This window comes from Ammoniphilus soli, assembly GCF_040813775.1.
Genome location: NZ_JBEGDL010000048.1, coordinates 16,730 through 33,377 on the forward strand (window position 1 = coordinate 16,730; position 16,648 = coordinate 33,377).

Below are 16,648 nucleotides of genomic sequence, written 5' to 3' on the forward strand. Positions count from 1 at the left end.
TCCAAATTTAAATTTAATTGGAGAAAATTCCACTAATTCAGCTCCCTCTCCTCTCCCTTCTCTCTATCTTCTAAAAAAAGAAGGATTCCCCTTAGAGAATCCTCCCAAAAATCCATTCCTACGGCCCTAGCAGATTCGGCAGCCACATCGAGATCTGCGGAATATACGTAATGAGCATCAAATCCACCACTAACACTAAAATAAACGGCAAGATGGCTTTAATCAGCTTATCGAGAGAGATGTTGGCAATTCCCTGCACAATGAAGAGGTCCAGACCCACCGGCGGCGTAATCAAACCTAAGGCCAGGTTGACGACCATGACGAGCCCGAAGAACACCGGATCAATCCCTACACTCATAATCAAAGGCAAAAATAATGGAGTAAGTATCGTTATCGCTGCAGAGGCGTTCAAGAAACAGCCGGCCACAAAAAGAACCATATTGATTAGAAGCAAAATAAAGTACTTATTATCTGTTAGGGTCATAATCATCGCGGCCAATTTTTGGGGAACCTGTTCCGCTGTTAGCAGCCACCCGAATAGATTCGCCGCCGCGATGATGAAAATGACCATCGCCGTCGTGATACCAGCCTGCAGAAATACTTCCGGAAGATGCTTAACCTTCAGATCCTTGTACACAAACATCCCAACAATCAAGGCGTAGGCTGCGGCAATGGCCGCTGATTCGGTCGGAGTGAAGATTCCGGTACGAATCCCGACGATGATGATGACAGGAAGCAATAAGGCCCAGATTCCTTCCTTAAGTGCCTTTTTTAACGTAACGAGTTCAAATTTTCCGCCGTCGGCATCGTACCCTTTTTTCCGGGCCGTATAGTAATTCAATGCCATGATGGATAAGCCTATAAGGATCCCTGGTACAATCCCTGCTGTAAATAAAGCTCCGATGGATACCCCTGCCGTTACTCCATACACGATCATCGGAATGCTTGGAGGGATGACCACCGCAATGGTTCCTGCTGTTGCCACGGTGGATGCAGCAAATCCCTTGTCATATCCCTTCTTTTCCATCGCTGGAATAAGCATTTTTCCGACCGCAGCGGTATCCGCTGCTCCCGAACCGGATATACCGGCAAAGAACATGCTCGCCAAGGTGGATACTTGGGCAAGTCCTCCCCGCAGCCAACCTACGCAGGCAAAGGCCACATTGGTTATGCGCTGAGCCATGGTCCCCACCATCATGAGTTCCCCAGCTAGCATAAAGAAAGGAATAGCGATCAGAGGAAAAGAGTCAACCGCCGTAAAAAATCGTTGCACAACCACCGTCAGCGGAATATTCCCATCACTAATCGTCAACCCATACACCGCTGCTAAGGATAGGGCAATAGCGATGGGGACACCGATTAACATGAAAGCAAACAATAAAGACGTAACAGCTAATAACATAGTTCCCCTCCTTTATCCCATATTCTCCGCCGGAACGGTATGAGCGGGTTCGTCCACCTGTTTTTTCGACCTTTTCCCGCTTAAGTCCCGAAGCAGGAAATGAAGGGAGTGAACGAAGCAAATCAATGAGCAAGCTACAATCGAGATGTACATATAGGCCATATTCATTTGCAGGGAAGGCGATAATTGGCCACTCGTGATTTTAAGCATGTCTAATCCCTTGATGAAGAGAAGGGCAAAAAATACCGTGTTGATCACCTCTACCACGATCGCCACGCGGCGTTTCAAGGCAGTCGGCAGAAAGTTAATGACGATTTCCACCTGGGCATGACCCTTTAGTTTATAGACCACCCCTACTCCAAGAAAGACGACCCAAACGAAAAAATAGCGGATGAGCTCCTCCATCCAGGGGAAGTTCAGCAACGACAGGTCAACTCCGGACAATGTCGTCTTTACAAAGGCCGTTTGTAGAACATATCGCGAAAAGACTTGGTAAATGGTACAAATAAAAGCTAATGCCATGAAGGCTACCATAATATACCTGCAGACTCGATCGATCCAGTGACTGAGTGAATGAACTCCCTTAATCACATTAGTCCTCCTTAGAAAGGGAAGATGGCTTCCCTTTATTTGGTGTTTTTGATTTTATCTACAAGCTCTTTTCCGCCAATCTGGTCTTGAAGCTCCACGTATACCGGTTCAACCGCTTTCCGGAACGAATCCAAATCCGGATTTTCCTCTACCGTCATACCGCTATCCTTCAGCTGCTTCAAAAAGACTTCTTCCGACTCTTTCGACACTTGGCGTTCATAGGCTCCGGCTTCTTTTGCAGCGTCTTTCACCATCTGCTGCAAATCCGCAGGAAGGTTATCCAGCGCCATTTTGCTCATGAGGAATACGGCTGCATCGTAGGTATGAGCAGTTAGGGTCATATATTTTTGAACCTCATTGAACTTATTCGTAGCGATTTGAGCCAATGGGTTTTCTTGGCTGTCTACGACCTTCTGTTCCATGGCCGTATAGAGCTCTCCGAATGGAATCGGTGTCGGAGTCGACCCCAAGGCTTTAACAAACGAAATATACGCCGGGGATTCCTGTACGCGAACCTTTAATCCGGCCGCATCGTTAGCCGTTTTAATCGGTTTGACGTTATTCGTCAAATGGCGATAACCGTTTTCCCAGAAGGATAGATTGACGATGCCCTTTGTCTCCAGGTCCTTGGACAGCTCTTGGCCAATCTCGCCGTCCAATACCTTCACGGCATGTTCCCGGCTGTCAAACAAATACGGCATGCTTAGCACATTCATTTTGGGTGCGAAGTTGGCAACGGGAGCTACAGAACCAATATGGAGCTGAATACTTCCCATCTGCAATCCCTCAATCTGGTCACGGCCATTTCCTAGCTGACTACTTGGGAAAATGTCGACTTGAATTCTTCCATTGGATTTCGCTTCAATTAATTCTTTAAACTTTTCTGCCCCCTTCTGATAAGGATGATCCCCCCCTTGAAGATGCCCCAGCTTAAACACGTACTCGGCTTGCGCGCCTGCTGACCCGCTTCCGCTGCCGGTGGAAGCCGGCTCCGATGAGCTTCCGCCGCAACCTGCAAGCGCTGCCGCAAGGGATAAACTTAGTAATCCGATTAACGATCTTCTAATCATTTTCTGATCCCCTTTCTATCATCACTCTATCTTTAGATCAAAATCGTGCTGGGCAAACTCACTCCCCATTCCTCACCCAAAGCCAATAATTCCGCTTCCACTTCTTCGGATAGAGCAATGCCTGAACTCATGCGCTTTTGGAACTCCTTTGCTCGTCGTTCCCCCGGATAAAGGATTTCACTAGCCCCTTCGGCTAGTGGAACCGATTTCACTTCTTCTAAGAACTGATGGATTAATACCGTGAATTGATCCAGCGACATGAATTTCTCTATATCAAATAGGATAAAGAAATGACCGATGTTGGACTTTTCATCATGCTCGTCATACATGTTTTTTACATGCGGTCCAAACGCGGCACCCGAAAGGACACCTGTCAGGATTTCTATAGCCAGGGCCAAAGCATAGCCTTTCGCTCCTCCCAGCGGCAAAACCGCTCCCCGCAGAGCATCCTGAGCATTCTCCGTTTCTAGACCATGTTCATCCATGGCCCAGCCTTTGGGAATCGGTTGTCCTTGCTTCGCAGCTAAAATGACTTTTCCTCTCGCCACTACACTTGTGGACATGTCTATGATCACAGGAACATCCGAGCCTGTGGGGAAGCCAAAGGCAATCGGGTTGGTTCCAAAAAAGGCTTTCTTTCCTCCCCAAGGAGCAATTCCAGGCGGTGAGTTCGTAAAGGCCATGACCCCGAGTCCTTGTTCGCAAGCCATTTGGCAGTAATAGGAGGCTGTTCCAAAATGATTGCTGTGCCGAACCGCTACAGCCGCAAGCCCGGTCTCTTTGGCAAGAGCGATCCCTTCCTTTATTGCACGGGCGGCGACCATCTGCCCCAAACCATTATCGCCATCCACAAGAAGGACGGACTCGCCCCTTTTTTCTACTGTGATTTGAGGAATGGGATTAATTCTTCCCTCTTTCATCCTTTTGGCGTAGATAGCCAAGCGGCTGATCCCATGACTATCTACCCCTTCCAGATTGGCTCGGATCAGCGCATCAGCCGCTGTGTAAGCGTCCTCATTTAGAGCTCCCAGCTTTTCAAAAACGTGTTGGCAGAACATCTTTAATTCTACCGGATTATAGCGAGACATTGCGTTCTCCACCCTCAGATTGATATTTTATAATGGACTTTTCCACGCTGCTTAAATGCTCAAGCATATAGTGTTTTGCGAGTTTTTTATTATTTGACATCATCGCTTCCACGATCAGGATATGTTCCTTCAGCGATTGCTCAGACCGTCCCGGAATCTGGATCGTCTGCGTCCTCACTTCCGACAAAAGATCGATCAGATTCATCATAATACGTAACAGGATCGAATTGCCAGACATTCTGCTCAAAGCCAGATGAAATTTCTGATCCAAATAAGATAGTTCTTCAAAGCTTGCTTTATTTTTAAGTGCCATTCGATTATCTTCGAGTATATTTTTCAATTCTCGATGATGCTCCATCCCGTGATACTCGATGGCCCAAATCACAGCTTGCGTTTCGAGGACTTTTCTTATGGAAAATAATTCGAGAATATCATCCTGTTTTATGAAAAAAGAGGAAGTCAGATTGCGGATTTGCGATTCCTCATCCGAAATGAATACACCCTGTCCATGTTTGATATTCAGATATCCTTGAGCTGCCAAAATCTTATAAGCTTCCCTGACCGTATTGCGGCTCACGTTGATTTTCTGGGCCATTTCCCTTTCGCCCGGTATTTTCTCCCCTGGCAGGATTTTCTCTTGGAGTATGAGATTTCTGATATATTGTACAACTTCTTCGGATATGCTTTTTCTGTCTACCTTGAAAGCATCGAACATTCGGTTCACCTCGGGAATGCTAGCGGACAACGCAAAGGGCAGATTGTCCCTGCAATATTTTAATCACCTCATCAGCTACTAATATGGATGTTCTAACCTGGGACTCTTCCGTTAAGCCAGCTACATGTGGAGTAATCACTACGTTGTCGCATTGAAGGAGGGGGTGGGATGGGTCAATGGGCTCTTGTTCCAGAACATCTAAAAATGCCCCGGCTATGTTTTTGGAGTACAAGGCATTGAACAGCGCTCCTTCGTCAATGATTCCTCCCCTGGCAGTATTAATGATATAAGCTGTTTCTTTCATCCTATTAAATTGCGTCAAGGAAAACATAGAGCGGGTTTGTGGAGTTAATGGGACATGGATGCTGATAAAATCCGATACGGAGAGCAGCTGGTCAAAGGAAACGGTTTCAATACCGGTCTCCGCGGCAGGATAATCATAGGACGTCATGAAAGGATCGAATCCTACCGCATGCATGCCGAAAGCCATAGCTCTTTTCGCTACGCGATGGGCAATTTCCCCCATTCCTACCAAGCCTACCGTCTTGCCGTAAAGCTCAAATCCGGTAAACCTTTTGCGATCCCAATTACCTTGTTTGACGTCGGTATCCGCCTGAAAAAGCGGCCGATTCGCTTCCATCATGGAAGCCATGACATATTCCGCAACCGATATGGCATTCGCATTTCTGCCGTAGACCACATCAATTTTTAATAGCTTCGCTATTTTCAAATCAATATTGTCAAGACCGACCCCTAAACGGCCAATGACCTTCAAATTCCTGCCGGCTTGGAGAAGCTCATCATCCACTCGGGTTTGGTTTCTCACAATGATGGCGTCTACTTCTTTTACTTTCTCTAATAAAAGTTCACGATTCTTCCATAGGCTTGGATCATACTCTACTTCGGCAAATGGCTTTAATCGATCGATCCCTACTTTCCAGATCAGCTCGGTAATTAAAACTTTCATAGTATCCTCCGTTTTCTTTAAAAGTAGAGGTAAGGGATAAACCCCTTACCTCTCAAATGTAATGTCAATCCAAGAATTAAGCGCTGCGGTACAGCTTAGTTAAGGAGAATTCGCGGTGACCCAACGCCTCGGCTGCGGTCAAGCGTCCATTAATGGTGCGAATCAGCATTTCCATTAAAAGATCTCCAGCTTGCTGCAAATTCATTTCTCGGCGAAGCAATCCCGTAACATCTACATCGACATGCTCAGACATCGTTTCCACGGTGATCGGATTGGCTGTGATCTTGATGACCGGCTCAATCGGATTTCCGATAATATTTCCTTGTCCTGTCGGGAAGAAGTGAACCACGGCTCCGCCAGCAGCCATGAGTGTGATACATTCAGCTGCCGCTGAAGACGTATCCATGAAATTCAGTCCTTTTACGGTAGGAGCTTCAGCTGGCCCTAGAGCATCCATGACAGGCTTGGTTCCTGTTTTCTCAATGTTTCCAAGCGCTTTTTCCTCAATGGTGGTCAATCCGCCGCGGACGTTTCCTTCGGTAGGCTGACTGCCCAGGAGATCGACCCCTTTGGATTCAATCTCTCTTATGTAATCGTTATAGATGTTGTAGAATTTATCTCCGACAGCTGGAGATGCGCAGCGTGCAGCAATCAGGTGCTCACCCCCTGTAAGTTCCGAGGTTTCCCCGAATAGAACCGTTCCTCCGGCGTCAACCAAACGATCCACCACGTTTCCTACAGTCGGGCATGAACCGAGGCCAGTTGTCGTATCGGATTCCCCACACTTGATGCTGACCATGATTTCAGACAGGTCGACAGGTACTCGCTGCTGTTCGGATGCCCGCTGAAGGAATTCCTTCGCTACTCTCGAGGCCTTTTCGATCGTCGCGAAATCACCAAAACGCTCAATGGAGAATCCGGCTACAGGCTTTCCGGTTTTCGCTATGCCATCCACAATGCGTTGCGTCCAGATCGGCTCAATCCCGATGACCACGACGGCCGCTACGTTAGGATTAGCGCAGTTTCCAATGATGGTTCTAAAATGAAGCTCTAGGTCTGGTCCGTATTGCAAGCGGCCGTAGGCGTGAGGGATGGCCAATGTTCCTGGCACTACTTTTGCAACCGCTTCAGCCGCAGCGTTCGAGATATCATCTACTGGCATAATCACTACATGATTGCGAATTCCTACTCTACCATTTTCACGTCTGTATCCAAAAATTGCTGTCATCGTATCCACCTCTTAATTAATATTTTTTGATCGTACTTTCTACTTGGCCTTTATAACAGAAGGTTCAATCTTTTACTTTTACTTTTTATAATCCCATCTGGCTGTCTTTAGATTATGCGTATGAACATAGTCGCCAGGCACAACATCTTGCGTGGTAAATCCAATCGGTACGCGATACTCGATGACCTTTTCTCCTTGCTTCAACTCCGATAAGGCAATTTTATGACCAAGCGGGATAAAAGCCTTCGATTCTACAAAAACGGAAAAGTCATTTTCCATGATTACACCTTCTACTCTTTCCCCCGGTTGAATATCTTCCACCGCTACTCCTACATGATCTCCTACATGGTGAACTAAAAACTTATGTGCCATAAATGCTCCTCCTCTTTGTTCTATTGATTTTTTAAATCCTTTGGTTGGAGGACTTATGGTTAAGTGCCCCAACCAATTTGCTGTTAAGGCTATTAAAACACGAAGTTTTGTAACTTTCAATACTTTTCAACTATTTTTATTTATTGTAAAATACAATAAGTGGCATCTAGTATTCCAATAATCACCAATGTCCTCCTTGTGTTATCGTTAATATAAAACACGTAAGGAGGAGAAGTTTCATGTCTTTGCCTAAGTTGAATCCATCATCTTCACTTATTCAGCCGATAACGAAATCTACGGAAAAGGAACCAAACAAAAAGATAGGGTTTATGAAAGGAGTGATCCTCACCTTAATACTTGCCTTATTAGCTGGAAGCATCGCCCGACTCCCCTTTTTCTCTATTATGGGGATCATGATTATCTCCATTATTCTTGGGATGAGCTGGAAGGCCCTCATGGATGTACCGACGGACGCTTCTTCCGGTATCACGTTCAGCAGCAAGATCTTGCTTCGCGCAGGCATTATCTTAATGGGATTGCGCCTTAATTTCTCCCAAATTGTTGAAGCCGGTTTTTCTATCGTCCTTGTAGATATCCTTGTGATCGCTTTCACCCTAACCCTGATGATCTATCTGGGAAAGCTGTTATCCGTCGATAAATATTTAGCTGCCCTTATCGCTGTAGGTACGGCCGTATGCGGTGCAGCTGCCATAGTTGCCGTTGCTCCTTTAATTAAGGCAAAAAAGGAATTTACCGCTGTATCCGTTGCCTGTATCGCGATACTTGGCACAATCGGCACCATTGCTTACACCTTGCTTTATCCGGTTCTAGGGTTAGACTCTTATCAATACGGGGTTTTAGTGGGAGCTACTCTTCATGAATTGGCCCATGTTATTGCCGCAGCCATTCCAGGGGGAGATACAAGCGGAGAGATTGCCATTCTAGTCAAATTGGGAAGAGTAGCGCTGCTGATTCCAGTAGCTATGATTCTCGGCTTTCTTTATACCTCGAAAGAGAGTGGCACCGAAGTAAAAAAAGGACTCAAAGATTTGCCCATTCCTTGGTTTATCTTTGGATTCTTAGGGATGTGCCTGATCAACACCATAGGCATCTTACCCGATACCATGACCCAAATGTTCATTGCGCTTAGCGTTTTCCTGCTCTCCATGGCCATGGCAGGATTGGGACTCAGCATTCAGTTCGGAGACTTTAAGAAAGTCGGGTTCAAGGCCGTTCTTGTCGGGATTATCGGGTTTATAGCTTTGACAGCAATCGGTCCCCTTCTTCTTAAACTGGTTTAAACTTTGAAAGGAGGCTACCATGAACTTTGATCATCTCAAAGTCTTTTACGTGGCAGCTACAAAAAGGAATTTCTCTGAAACAGCCAAAGCGCTGCATCTATCTCAGCCTACCGTCAGTCTTCAAATTCAACAGCTGGAAGCTTATCTTGAAGTGAAGCTATTCGAGAGAACAACAAAAAACATAAGATTGACCGATTCAGGACAGCTTCTTTTTCAAAATGCTGAAAGGATACTACATCTTGTCAATCAAACGAAGAAAGAACTGGCTCTTTTATCCGAATCGATTCATGGGAGTCTAAATATCGGCGCAAGCTTGACCATTGGAGAATATATCCTTCCTTACATGATTGGGAAATACCAAAAAGAATATCCTAAAGTGAACCTCTCCTTGAACATTTACAACTCTACGCAAATCATTCAACAACTTAGGTATGAAGAGATCGATTTGGGATTTATTGAATCGTCCATCTCCCATCCGGAATTGGTTCATCTTCCTTTTCTCGAGGATGAACTGATTCTTATCGGATCGACAAAAAATCCACATCCTATGATTAGGGATCGAGAGAGCATTACCCCTGATGAATTATTTTCCCTGCCGCTCATTCTTAGAGAACATGGATCAGGTACCCGACAGGTCATGGAGGAAAGCCTTCTTAAAAACCAGCTAGATCCCAGTAAATTAAATATCATACTTGAGTTAGGAAGCACCGAATCCATTAAAGCAACCGTTGAATCCGGGATGGGCCTGTCTATCATCTCCAAGTCCGCTATTCAAAAAGAATTAATGCTTGGTTCCCTCAGACCCATTCGCCTTCAAGGCATATCCTTGCTTCGCAGCTTTGTCGCTGTCTTTGATAGGAACAGGCTGCTTTCTGTACCGGCAGATGCTTTTCTTGAATTTTTACTAAAACAGTACAATATGGTTGCACCCAGTAATGTTACAAGAAAACTCGGCTAGCGCTAAGATATATTTACAAGAAAGCCCTCTGCCTAGCATATAGGAAGAGGGTTTTGAGTAAGTTTCTAGTCCGCAGCCATTTACCAATTTGGGGAACCGCTGACAAAAACGTGAAAACCGTACGCTAATACATATTATGGAAGTTAAAAAGACGATTCTCCTACTCTAAGGTCAGAAGAACCGTCTGTTGTTGTTTATTAAGCTGATATGAACGAGGCGGTCAATACCCCATTTTTTGTAAGATTTTTTCTAGGACAGACCTTTTCTTTTTCAGCTTAGTAACCCAAAGATCCTTTCGCGAAGTGGCAGTCAAAGTAAGCGTATTTTGTGTCCTTGACTTCCTGACTGAAGGGAAAGGATACCAGATTGTAGCCTGAAAATGAACGACTTTAAAATCTTGGCACGAAGGCAAAGTACGTTGACGGTGGTTAACAATCTGATATTCGCGGGTTGGTTACCGCATTTCAATCCATTCGTCACGGAGCTGCCTCGGACTAACGGCGCACGTTCGGCTGTTGATCCCTAGTGCATAGCTTAACATAAGGGTTCTCCTTACCGGAATTTTGCCTTCAAGCCAAAACTTCAAAATCTATCATTAACAAAATGAACAATGTATCTTGTAATAAGACTAAGCCACCATTGAATCTTCTAATTGTTTCTGTTCAATACAACATCCAATAGTCCAAATGAATCCAATAAGTTCTCTACAGCGACAGCTGCATGCTTACCAGTTTTGTCACGGGAGGTAATACGATCATATTTTTGATTTAATCGATGTTGGGCTTTCCAGGCAATGCGTTGGGCTTCAGGATCTTGTCCTTCTTGTCTTTTGCGTAGTTCTCCTTTTAAAGAAAGGCGATGGCGATAGGCCCAGGCGGACTCCACCAAAACACGCGGATTTGGGCATTTCCAATTTTCGTTATCATGAGACCCACCTTTAAGCGGAGAAATACATTATAATGCGTTTAGAGATTCTTTATGGGGTGGTTTAGGTGGACTACCCTCCGAAAACATCGGGATTATATGGTCAAATTTTGATAAAATGCTCATTGACGGACTCAATGATTTTATGAAATTTTCCCAATGCTTAATCAAAATTGCCCAAGACCTTCTGAACACAGAATACGGAATTGAAAAACCAATTAAACTTAGGATTTTCCTTGTGGGAGAAGCATGCAATTTTATTAAGTTAGACGATGACTCTAAATTGCTTGTTATTCAACGGTAATGGATATCTAATTAAGTACATCCCCTGTAGACTGTTCTGATCGCCACGGACGGTCTTTCTGTTTTTAAAGGTATACCTTTTTTACACGGTAAAAAATGCTAGATTTACTGTTTGTAAAGGTATGAAATTTAATTAATAAATATTTATAAAATGAAGGCCACCTTTACAAATAAAAAGGAGTAGTTCCATAGTGAATATGGGGTACATACGAGTTTCCAGTGCTGATCAAAACATCGGCCGGCAATTGGAGAAGATGAAAGAATTAGGGATCGAGGATCGTTTCCTTTTTATGGATAAGCAATCCGGGAAGGATTTTGAACGCGAGGGATATATAGCTATGAAAAAGGCCATTCGTGAAGGAGATCTGATCTATATCGACGCACTGGATCGGCTGGGTCGGGATTATGACGGAATCATCGAAGAATGGAAAGAGATCACGCGTAAACTGGGAGCGGATATCGTGGTCTTAGAAAACGCAACTCTTTTTGATAGCCGAAAATTCAAAAGTATGGGGGATATGGGGAAGCTAATGGAAGATCAATTCCTTAGCCTGTTGTCCTATGTAGCTGACCAGGAGCGGAAGAAGATTCGGCAGCGGCAGTCTGAAGGGATTGCGGTGGCCAAGGCGAAAGGTAAGCACCTAGGAAGACCAAAAATAGACTTAAATACATTATCTAAGTAACAAAGACAAACGCTCCAATCTTTATACGGTTTATGGAAGGCTGGGGAAATTACAGCCGGAGAATTAATGAATAGGTTGGATTTGAAAAGGAATACCTTTTACAAAATTGTTAAGGAGTATGAGGTGATGGTAGCAACCAATAGTTAGGAGATTGATTAAGCCTCGGGATGAGGTCTCTTTTGGTGGTACTACCCTCTTTTAGATACTTTGTGAATTTAACGACGAGATTTTCATGCGTTAGCTGGCTCATCATGCCCTCTTCCATCTTGTCCTTCAGGTGCTTGCAAATCTAGTATTTTCAAGGGATAAACCTATCTTTATGGTATCTCTTTCATTTTAATAGATTTTTTCATTTTGTCATTAAATGTAGGTTTAATGACGAAGTAGGATTGTAAGATCTCAGATCTACAACCCGAATCATTTGGTAAAAAATATGGTAGGACGTAAATATTATTCTTATTCTATCACATTTCTTCACCGACTTTTAATAACATCAATTATACTTCCTTCTTCTACGCTTTTTACAATAACCATTTAACACGATTTCTTTCATGAAGTGTAGAGGGTATCGATTCAAATTTGCCAATCAATACCCTCCCAATTTTTATACCATCGGATTTACGACCAGGATTATCGGTTGGATGACAGCATCCAAGCCACCTACCATTGTATTTCTCGTTAGCCAAAAATGAAGCTCTAAGATGAAATGAGGGAAGGTTCTTGTCTTTATGACAAGAACCTTCCCTACTCAGTCTTTCAAGGTTAAGTTGATTCTTCAGTTTTTATAATCTATAAAACAAGGTAGAATTTATTATTTTACTATCCGCGTACGTCCTCCCCTTCAGGGTGCAGCCCATGGCGGATAGTTCTTTTTCATCAACCGGCTCGTATAGTAATTCCCGGACTCCGTCTGCTGATCGAACGGCTAAAACGGCATCTTCCCTCGTAAGGCGAATGCGTGAAATCACTTCCGCCTTGTTCGGAACCAAGCTAGCCATAAAAATTAAGGGATGGCGACCATAATCATGGTTTTCGCCAGCGGTGCATTCAACAAAAATTTCCCCTTCCAGTCCTAATCCCATGATAAGCTTTTTTGCCGATTCGCAGGCTCTTTCATCCACATCGATACAAGTCATTCTCCCCCCAACTTTATATGCTAGAATAACCGCACTTAAAGGGAGGGGTCCTGATCCGACAAAGGCCACAGATTCACCTGGTTGCAATGTGTAAGGCAAGTCGCTTGCCTGCAACCCCCGGATCTCAGTTTCAATAAGGGCTTCATAGTTATCCCAATAGAGAAATCGTTTCAGGTCATCTAGCGACAATGAGGGCTTTCTTGCAAATTCCTGTGCATAATAGAACTCCATTTCAGTTTCAGCCTGAGCCAGCTTTTTCATCATCCCATTTCTGATACGTTGGATATGTAGATCTGCTAAGATTCGTTTCGTTTCCGATTCTGTGAACATCAAGGACACGCATTTTACGAGATGGGTTAACGTTTCGTTTATCATCGGGTTTCTTGGAGAAAGATCTTTTTCCCGGTTTAATATAAAGTTCGTAACATATATGGACTCTATTAACTGATCCGTATGACTAACCATTTCCACAGAATGTTTCATCTTATTTCCTCCGTTCGGTTATTAAGATGATGGTATCGTAGTCCGACTTAACTTAGGTAAATATGCCCATAAAACCAATGAACGGGCCAGGCTAAATACTATAAAAGACAACCACAAACCGTGATTCCCCCATTGAGGAATAAACATCCAAATGGCCAATAGAAACAGCAATAGGGAGATAATTAAGGAATTTCGAATCGGCCCTGCTTCCGTTGCCCCTGAAAATACACCGTTTAGCTGTAACCCCCAAAAACCGACAAAAGGGAAAATCGTGACCCAAAATAAATAGTTCGCTGTAACGCGCTGTATTTCTTCAATGCTAGTAAATAATGAAATAATAAAATCTCCGGCTACGATAACAATAGAAGCAAGAAACATGGAAGCAATAAAAGACCAGATCGCAGATAGTTTGATCGTATGGCTATAGAGCACTTTGTTTTTTTGGCCAATCGACCTTCCCACTAAAATACTGCTCGCATTAGCAATACCGTCCAAGAAGTAAGCCATAATAAAGTGAATTTGCAACAAAATCGCATTGGCTGCCAGTGCAGCTTCTCCCATAGACGCCCCATACGCTGTAAATAGTCCAAAGACGGTTAATAAACAAGTGGTACGAATAAAAAGATCCCGATTAACCTTTATCATTTTAACAAAGGCTTCAGACTCGAAGACCTTGGTCCAACTCCACGTTGAACCCTTTAGCTCTCCAACCCGGAATAGAATAACCATTCCAATCATTACAGCTGTTATCTCAGAAATCAGGGATGCAGCAGCCACCCCGGAAACACCCATCTGGAGAATAATGACAAACAAGCAGTCTAATGCAATATTTAATAGATTCATGAACACTTGCAAAAATAGAGCCATACGTACTCTAGAAACTCCAATGAGCCAACCTAGTATGCAGTAATTAATTAAAGCAAAGGGTGCCCCCCAAATGCGAATATCAAAATATGTTGCTGCATGGGCCTCTACCCCTTGGCCAGGATGGATGATCCACATGGCGATCTGTTTAATCGGACTTTGAAGTAAAATAAACAGCACCCCGAACATCATGGCTAATCCCATAGGACGTATAAGAGTCATAAGGACTTCTGTCCTATGATTGGCTCCGTGAGCTTGGGCGGAAAAGCCTGACGTGCTTACTCGTAAAAATCCTAACAGCCAATATAGGGTATTAAAAATCATAGCTCCTACGGCAACACCGCCAATGTAGGCAGGATCGGGAAAATGCCCTACAACACCCGTGTCTACAGCCCCTAGCATAGGGGTTGAAAGGGTGGATAAAATTAAAGGTAAAGCTAGAACTATAAATTGACGATGACTAATTGGTTGTTGCCCCAAAGGGATCTGAGCTATCTCTGCCCTAGTTTGACTCATTCATATAACCCCTTCTTACTCCAAGATTGAAGTTGCAAGTTTCTGTTCAAATCCACTTCACCTCCGCCGTTTTAATTTAGTAATAATTACGATTTGTTAGTCAGTAATTTTGATAGTTACACTGTAATGAAAGACTAAAAAAATTCACTATCAGATATTACCGATTCAAAGCAATCGTAATTATTACGATTTATATTGTATGTTATTGTGGTTAAAAATGTAAATAATAAAAAAGTACTAATAAACCAAATACTTGTTTTAATAAAAAGTAGACCCTCTGAAAGTGAAAGCGGTGATAAAAATAATCGATTCTAATCCAAGCGTGCAACACTTCTTCTATTCTTGGTACAGATACATTTTATCTCCTCAGTTTTCCTATATAGTCCCAAAATCAATAGGAAACGAGGGCCATGAAAATTAAAAATAACGAAGGCCCTAGCCTATTTTCATCCTCTGTGGTGCAGCACTGGTACCTAGTCTTCCCCAGCCCGGTAGCCTCAAATTTGTTCAATGCTGTACTCATTTCTCTCATACATTTTAAAAGCTAATTCCACTTTATCGGACTTCTTGTCCGGTCGCGCCATTTCTTCCACGGGACCTAGCTGCTTCCAGTCCGGATTTCGTACGTTCACTGATAATATCCCGCTCCAACTCGGCTATACTAGCCATAGTACGGAAGAAGAACTTACCCATAGCGGTAGATGTATCTAAATTGTCCTGAATGGATACAAAATCTATCCCATTTCGATAAGGTGTTTCGTCCATCGGTAAATACGGTCCAGTTTGTAAACTACGACCTTATCGTCTTGTCGGAGGACTTTAAGCAGTTCTTCCAGCTGTGGGCGGTCTTTTTTCGTACCAGTCATCTTCTCCTGATTAATCTTTTCCACTCCGTACGTATTCAAAGCGTCTAGTTGCAAGTCTAGATTTTGCTCCTGCGCACTTACCCGGGCATACCCAAAAATCATAATTCTTTATCGCCCCTTCCCGTATTTTCTATAATATTACAGTACCGAAAAGGATATAAATTCTATATAACGGAACTTTGTTTTTAGGATGAGTTATGGAACTAATTAAACCGTATAAGATCGTTGGCTTTTGGGTACCAAATATAAAGTTCCGTAAACGAACGTTTTTGGTACTTTTAAAAAAATAAAAAGCACCGCTAAGGGTGCTAATTGCTGAACTCCTACTATATATTTAGTCCATTCAGAACTGAATGTAAAGTTATCATATGGATTAATATTGCCATCTTATTTTAGATACAAGAGGAATGCACTTGATTATTTGAACATATTAAATTTAGTGATGTGGTTTGTTTCCCATGTTTCCATAACAACTTTATTGGTTGCCTTTACCTGATCGATAAAATTCTCCAATAATGTTTGCACTTCGTTTTGGCTCTTTTGTTGTTGTTGAATAATCGTTTTCAATATGGATTCTATTTGATCAAGTGATTTTCCTACCAGGTTGCTGCTAGCTTTAACAGGTGTTCCATATAATTGTTGCAGGCGGTTTGTTATTTCTTCAACCTGCTTGTTCCATTCTCCAACATTCTTAGATATGGATCTCCCATTCAGGTTTTTAAGATTTTCATTAAAACAAGATTTTGCATCATCCGTAAATTTATTGATTTCATTCTCCGCTTTTTCAAGATTTTCTCTTGATTGCAGCCAAATATCCTTTTGACGTTCGATCGCTTTGAAAGCCATGCCTTCAATTTCACGTTGGTAAGTCTGTGTTAATTTAACACTGTTTAACCATCCATCCCATACAATGTCCAATACATTAACAGAATTATCCACTTGATTACCCACTTCCGGTTTAGCTACTTGATTATCCACTTCCGATTTAGCTACTTGATTATCCACTTCCGGTTTAGCTACTTGATTATCCACTTCCGATTTAGCTACTTGATTATCCACTTCCGGTTTAGCCACTTGATTATCCACTTCCGGTTTAGCCACTTGATTATCCACATCCGATTTAGCTACTTGATTATCCACATCCGATTTAGCTACTTGATTATCCACATCCGATTTAGCTA

The 16,648-nt window shown here is 43.1% G+C and carries 14 protein-coding genes and 2 pseudogenes; 3 read left to right on the forward strand and 13 right to left on the reverse strand.

Translation table 11 applies throughout. The features are described 5' to 3' along the window. Nucleotides 1–118: 118 nt before the first annotated feature. The 8 genes from ABLT31_RS34830 to ABLT31_RS34865 all read right to left on the reverse strand — a co-directional run bounded on the left by ABLT31_RS34830 (nt 119) and on the right by ABLT31_RS34865 (nt 7,433). The gene (locus ABLT31_RS34830) at nt 119–1,402 is read right to left on the reverse strand and encodes a TRAP transporter large permease (RefSeq protein WP_367760248.1); all 1,284 of its coding nucleotides are present in this window, start codon (nt 1,400–1,402) and stop codon (nt 119–121) included. 12 nt (nt 1,403–1,414) lie between these two features. Continuing rightward, nucleotides 1,415–1,993, reverse strand: a complete 579-nt coding sequence (locus ABLT31_RS34835; RefSeq protein ID WP_367760249.1) for a TRAP transporter small permease — start codon at nt 1,991–1,993, stop codon at nt 1,415–1,417. Nucleotides 1,994–2,028: 35 nt separating this feature from the next. Further along, nucleotides 2,029–3,063, reverse strand: coding sequence for a TRAP transporter substrate-binding protein (locus ABLT31_RS34840; protein WP_367760250.1), 1,035 nt, complete (start codon nt 3,061–3,063; stop codon nt 2,029–2,031). Between the two features lie 32 nt (nt 3,064–3,095). After that, a complete protein-coding gene (locus ABLT31_RS34845; protein ID WP_367760251.1) occupies nt 3,096–4,151 on the reverse strand; it encodes an Ldh family oxidoreductase in 1,056 nt (351 codons plus the stop codon). Continuing rightward, nucleotides 4,138–4,866 (reverse strand): FadR/GntR family transcriptional regulator, encoded by a 729-nt coding sequence (locus tag ABLT31_RS34850; RefSeq protein ID WP_367760252.1) that lies wholly within the window; start codon nt 4,864–4,866, stop codon nt 4,138–4,140. The genes ABLT31_RS34845 and ABLT31_RS34850 overlap by 14 nt, the downstream gene beginning before the upstream one ends. A gap of 19 nt (nt 4,867–4,885) precedes the next feature. Then, nucleotides 4,886–5,833, reverse strand: a complete 948-nt coding sequence (locus ABLT31_RS34855) for a hydroxyacid dehydrogenase (RefSeq protein WP_367760253.1) — start codon at nt 5,831–5,833, stop codon at nt 4,886–4,888. A 76-nt stretch (nt 5,834–5,909) separates the two neighbouring features. Continuing rightward, entirely contained in the window at nt 5,910–7,061 is a 1,152-nt protein-coding gene (locus ABLT31_RS34860; RefSeq protein WP_367760254.1) for a UxaA family hydrolase, read from the reverse strand. Nucleotides 7,062–7,139: 78 nt separating this feature from the next. After that, nucleotides 7,140–7,433: a UxaA family hydrolase gene (locus ABLT31_RS34865; protein ID WP_367760255.1), complete on the reverse strand. Its 294-nt coding sequence runs from the start codon at nt 7,431–7,433 to the stop codon at nt 7,140–7,142. 329 nt (nt 7,434–7,762) lie between these two features. Between ABLT31_RS34865 and ABLT31_RS34870 the strand changes: the two genes are divergently transcribed. After that, a complete protein-coding gene (locus tag ABLT31_RS34870) occupies nt 7,763–8,734 on the forward strand; it encodes a YeiH family protein (RefSeq protein ID WP_367760262.1) in 972 nt (323 codons plus the stop codon). Nucleotides 8,735–8,753: 19 nt separating this feature from the next. Beyond that, nucleotides 8,754–9,692: a selenium metabolism-associated LysR family transcriptional regulator gene (locus tag ABLT31_RS34875; protein ID WP_367760256.1), complete on the forward strand. Its 939-nt coding sequence runs from the start codon at nt 8,754–8,756 to the stop codon at nt 9,690–9,692. Between the two features lie 648 nt (nt 9,693–10,340). Here ABLT31_RS34875 and ABLT31_RS34880 read toward each other — a convergent pair. Further along, on the reverse strand, nt 10,341–10,580 hold the full coding sequence (locus tag ABLT31_RS34880; protein WP_367760257.1) for a hypothetical protein: 240 nt from the start codon (nt 10,578–10,580) through the stop codon (nt 10,341–10,343). A 527-nt stretch (nt 10,581–11,107) separates the two neighbouring features. On the opposite strand from ABLT31_RS34880, the pseudogene ABLT31_RS34885 reads away from it, so the two are divergent. Further along, a pseudogene (locus tag ABLT31_RS34885) lies at nt 11,108–11,749 on the forward strand (recombinase family protein). Nucleotides 11,750–12,384: 635 nt separating this feature from the next. Here ABLT31_RS34885 and ABLT31_RS34890 read toward each other — a convergent pair. From ABLT31_RS34890 to ABLT31_RS34905, 4 genes and pseudogenes are all read right to left on the reverse strand, one after another. After that, nucleotides 12,385–13,221, reverse strand: a complete 837-nt coding sequence (locus ABLT31_RS34890; protein WP_367760258.1) for a nicotianamine synthase family protein — start codon at nt 13,219–13,221, stop codon at nt 12,385–12,387. A 21-nt stretch (nt 13,222–13,242) separates the two neighbouring features. Continuing rightward, on the reverse strand, nt 13,243–14,601 hold the full coding sequence (locus tag ABLT31_RS34895; protein WP_367760259.1) for an MATE family efflux transporter: 1,359 nt from the start codon (nt 14,599–14,601) through the stop codon (nt 13,243–13,245). Between the two features lie 391 nt (nt 14,602–14,992). Then, nucleotides 14,993–15,569, reverse strand: a pseudogene (locus tag ABLT31_RS34900) (recombinase family protein). 315 nt (nt 15,570–15,884) lie between these two features. Beyond that, on the reverse strand, nt 15,885–16,648 hold a 764-nt coding region (locus ABLT31_RS34905; protein ID WP_367760260.1), incomplete at its 5' end, for a hypothetical protein.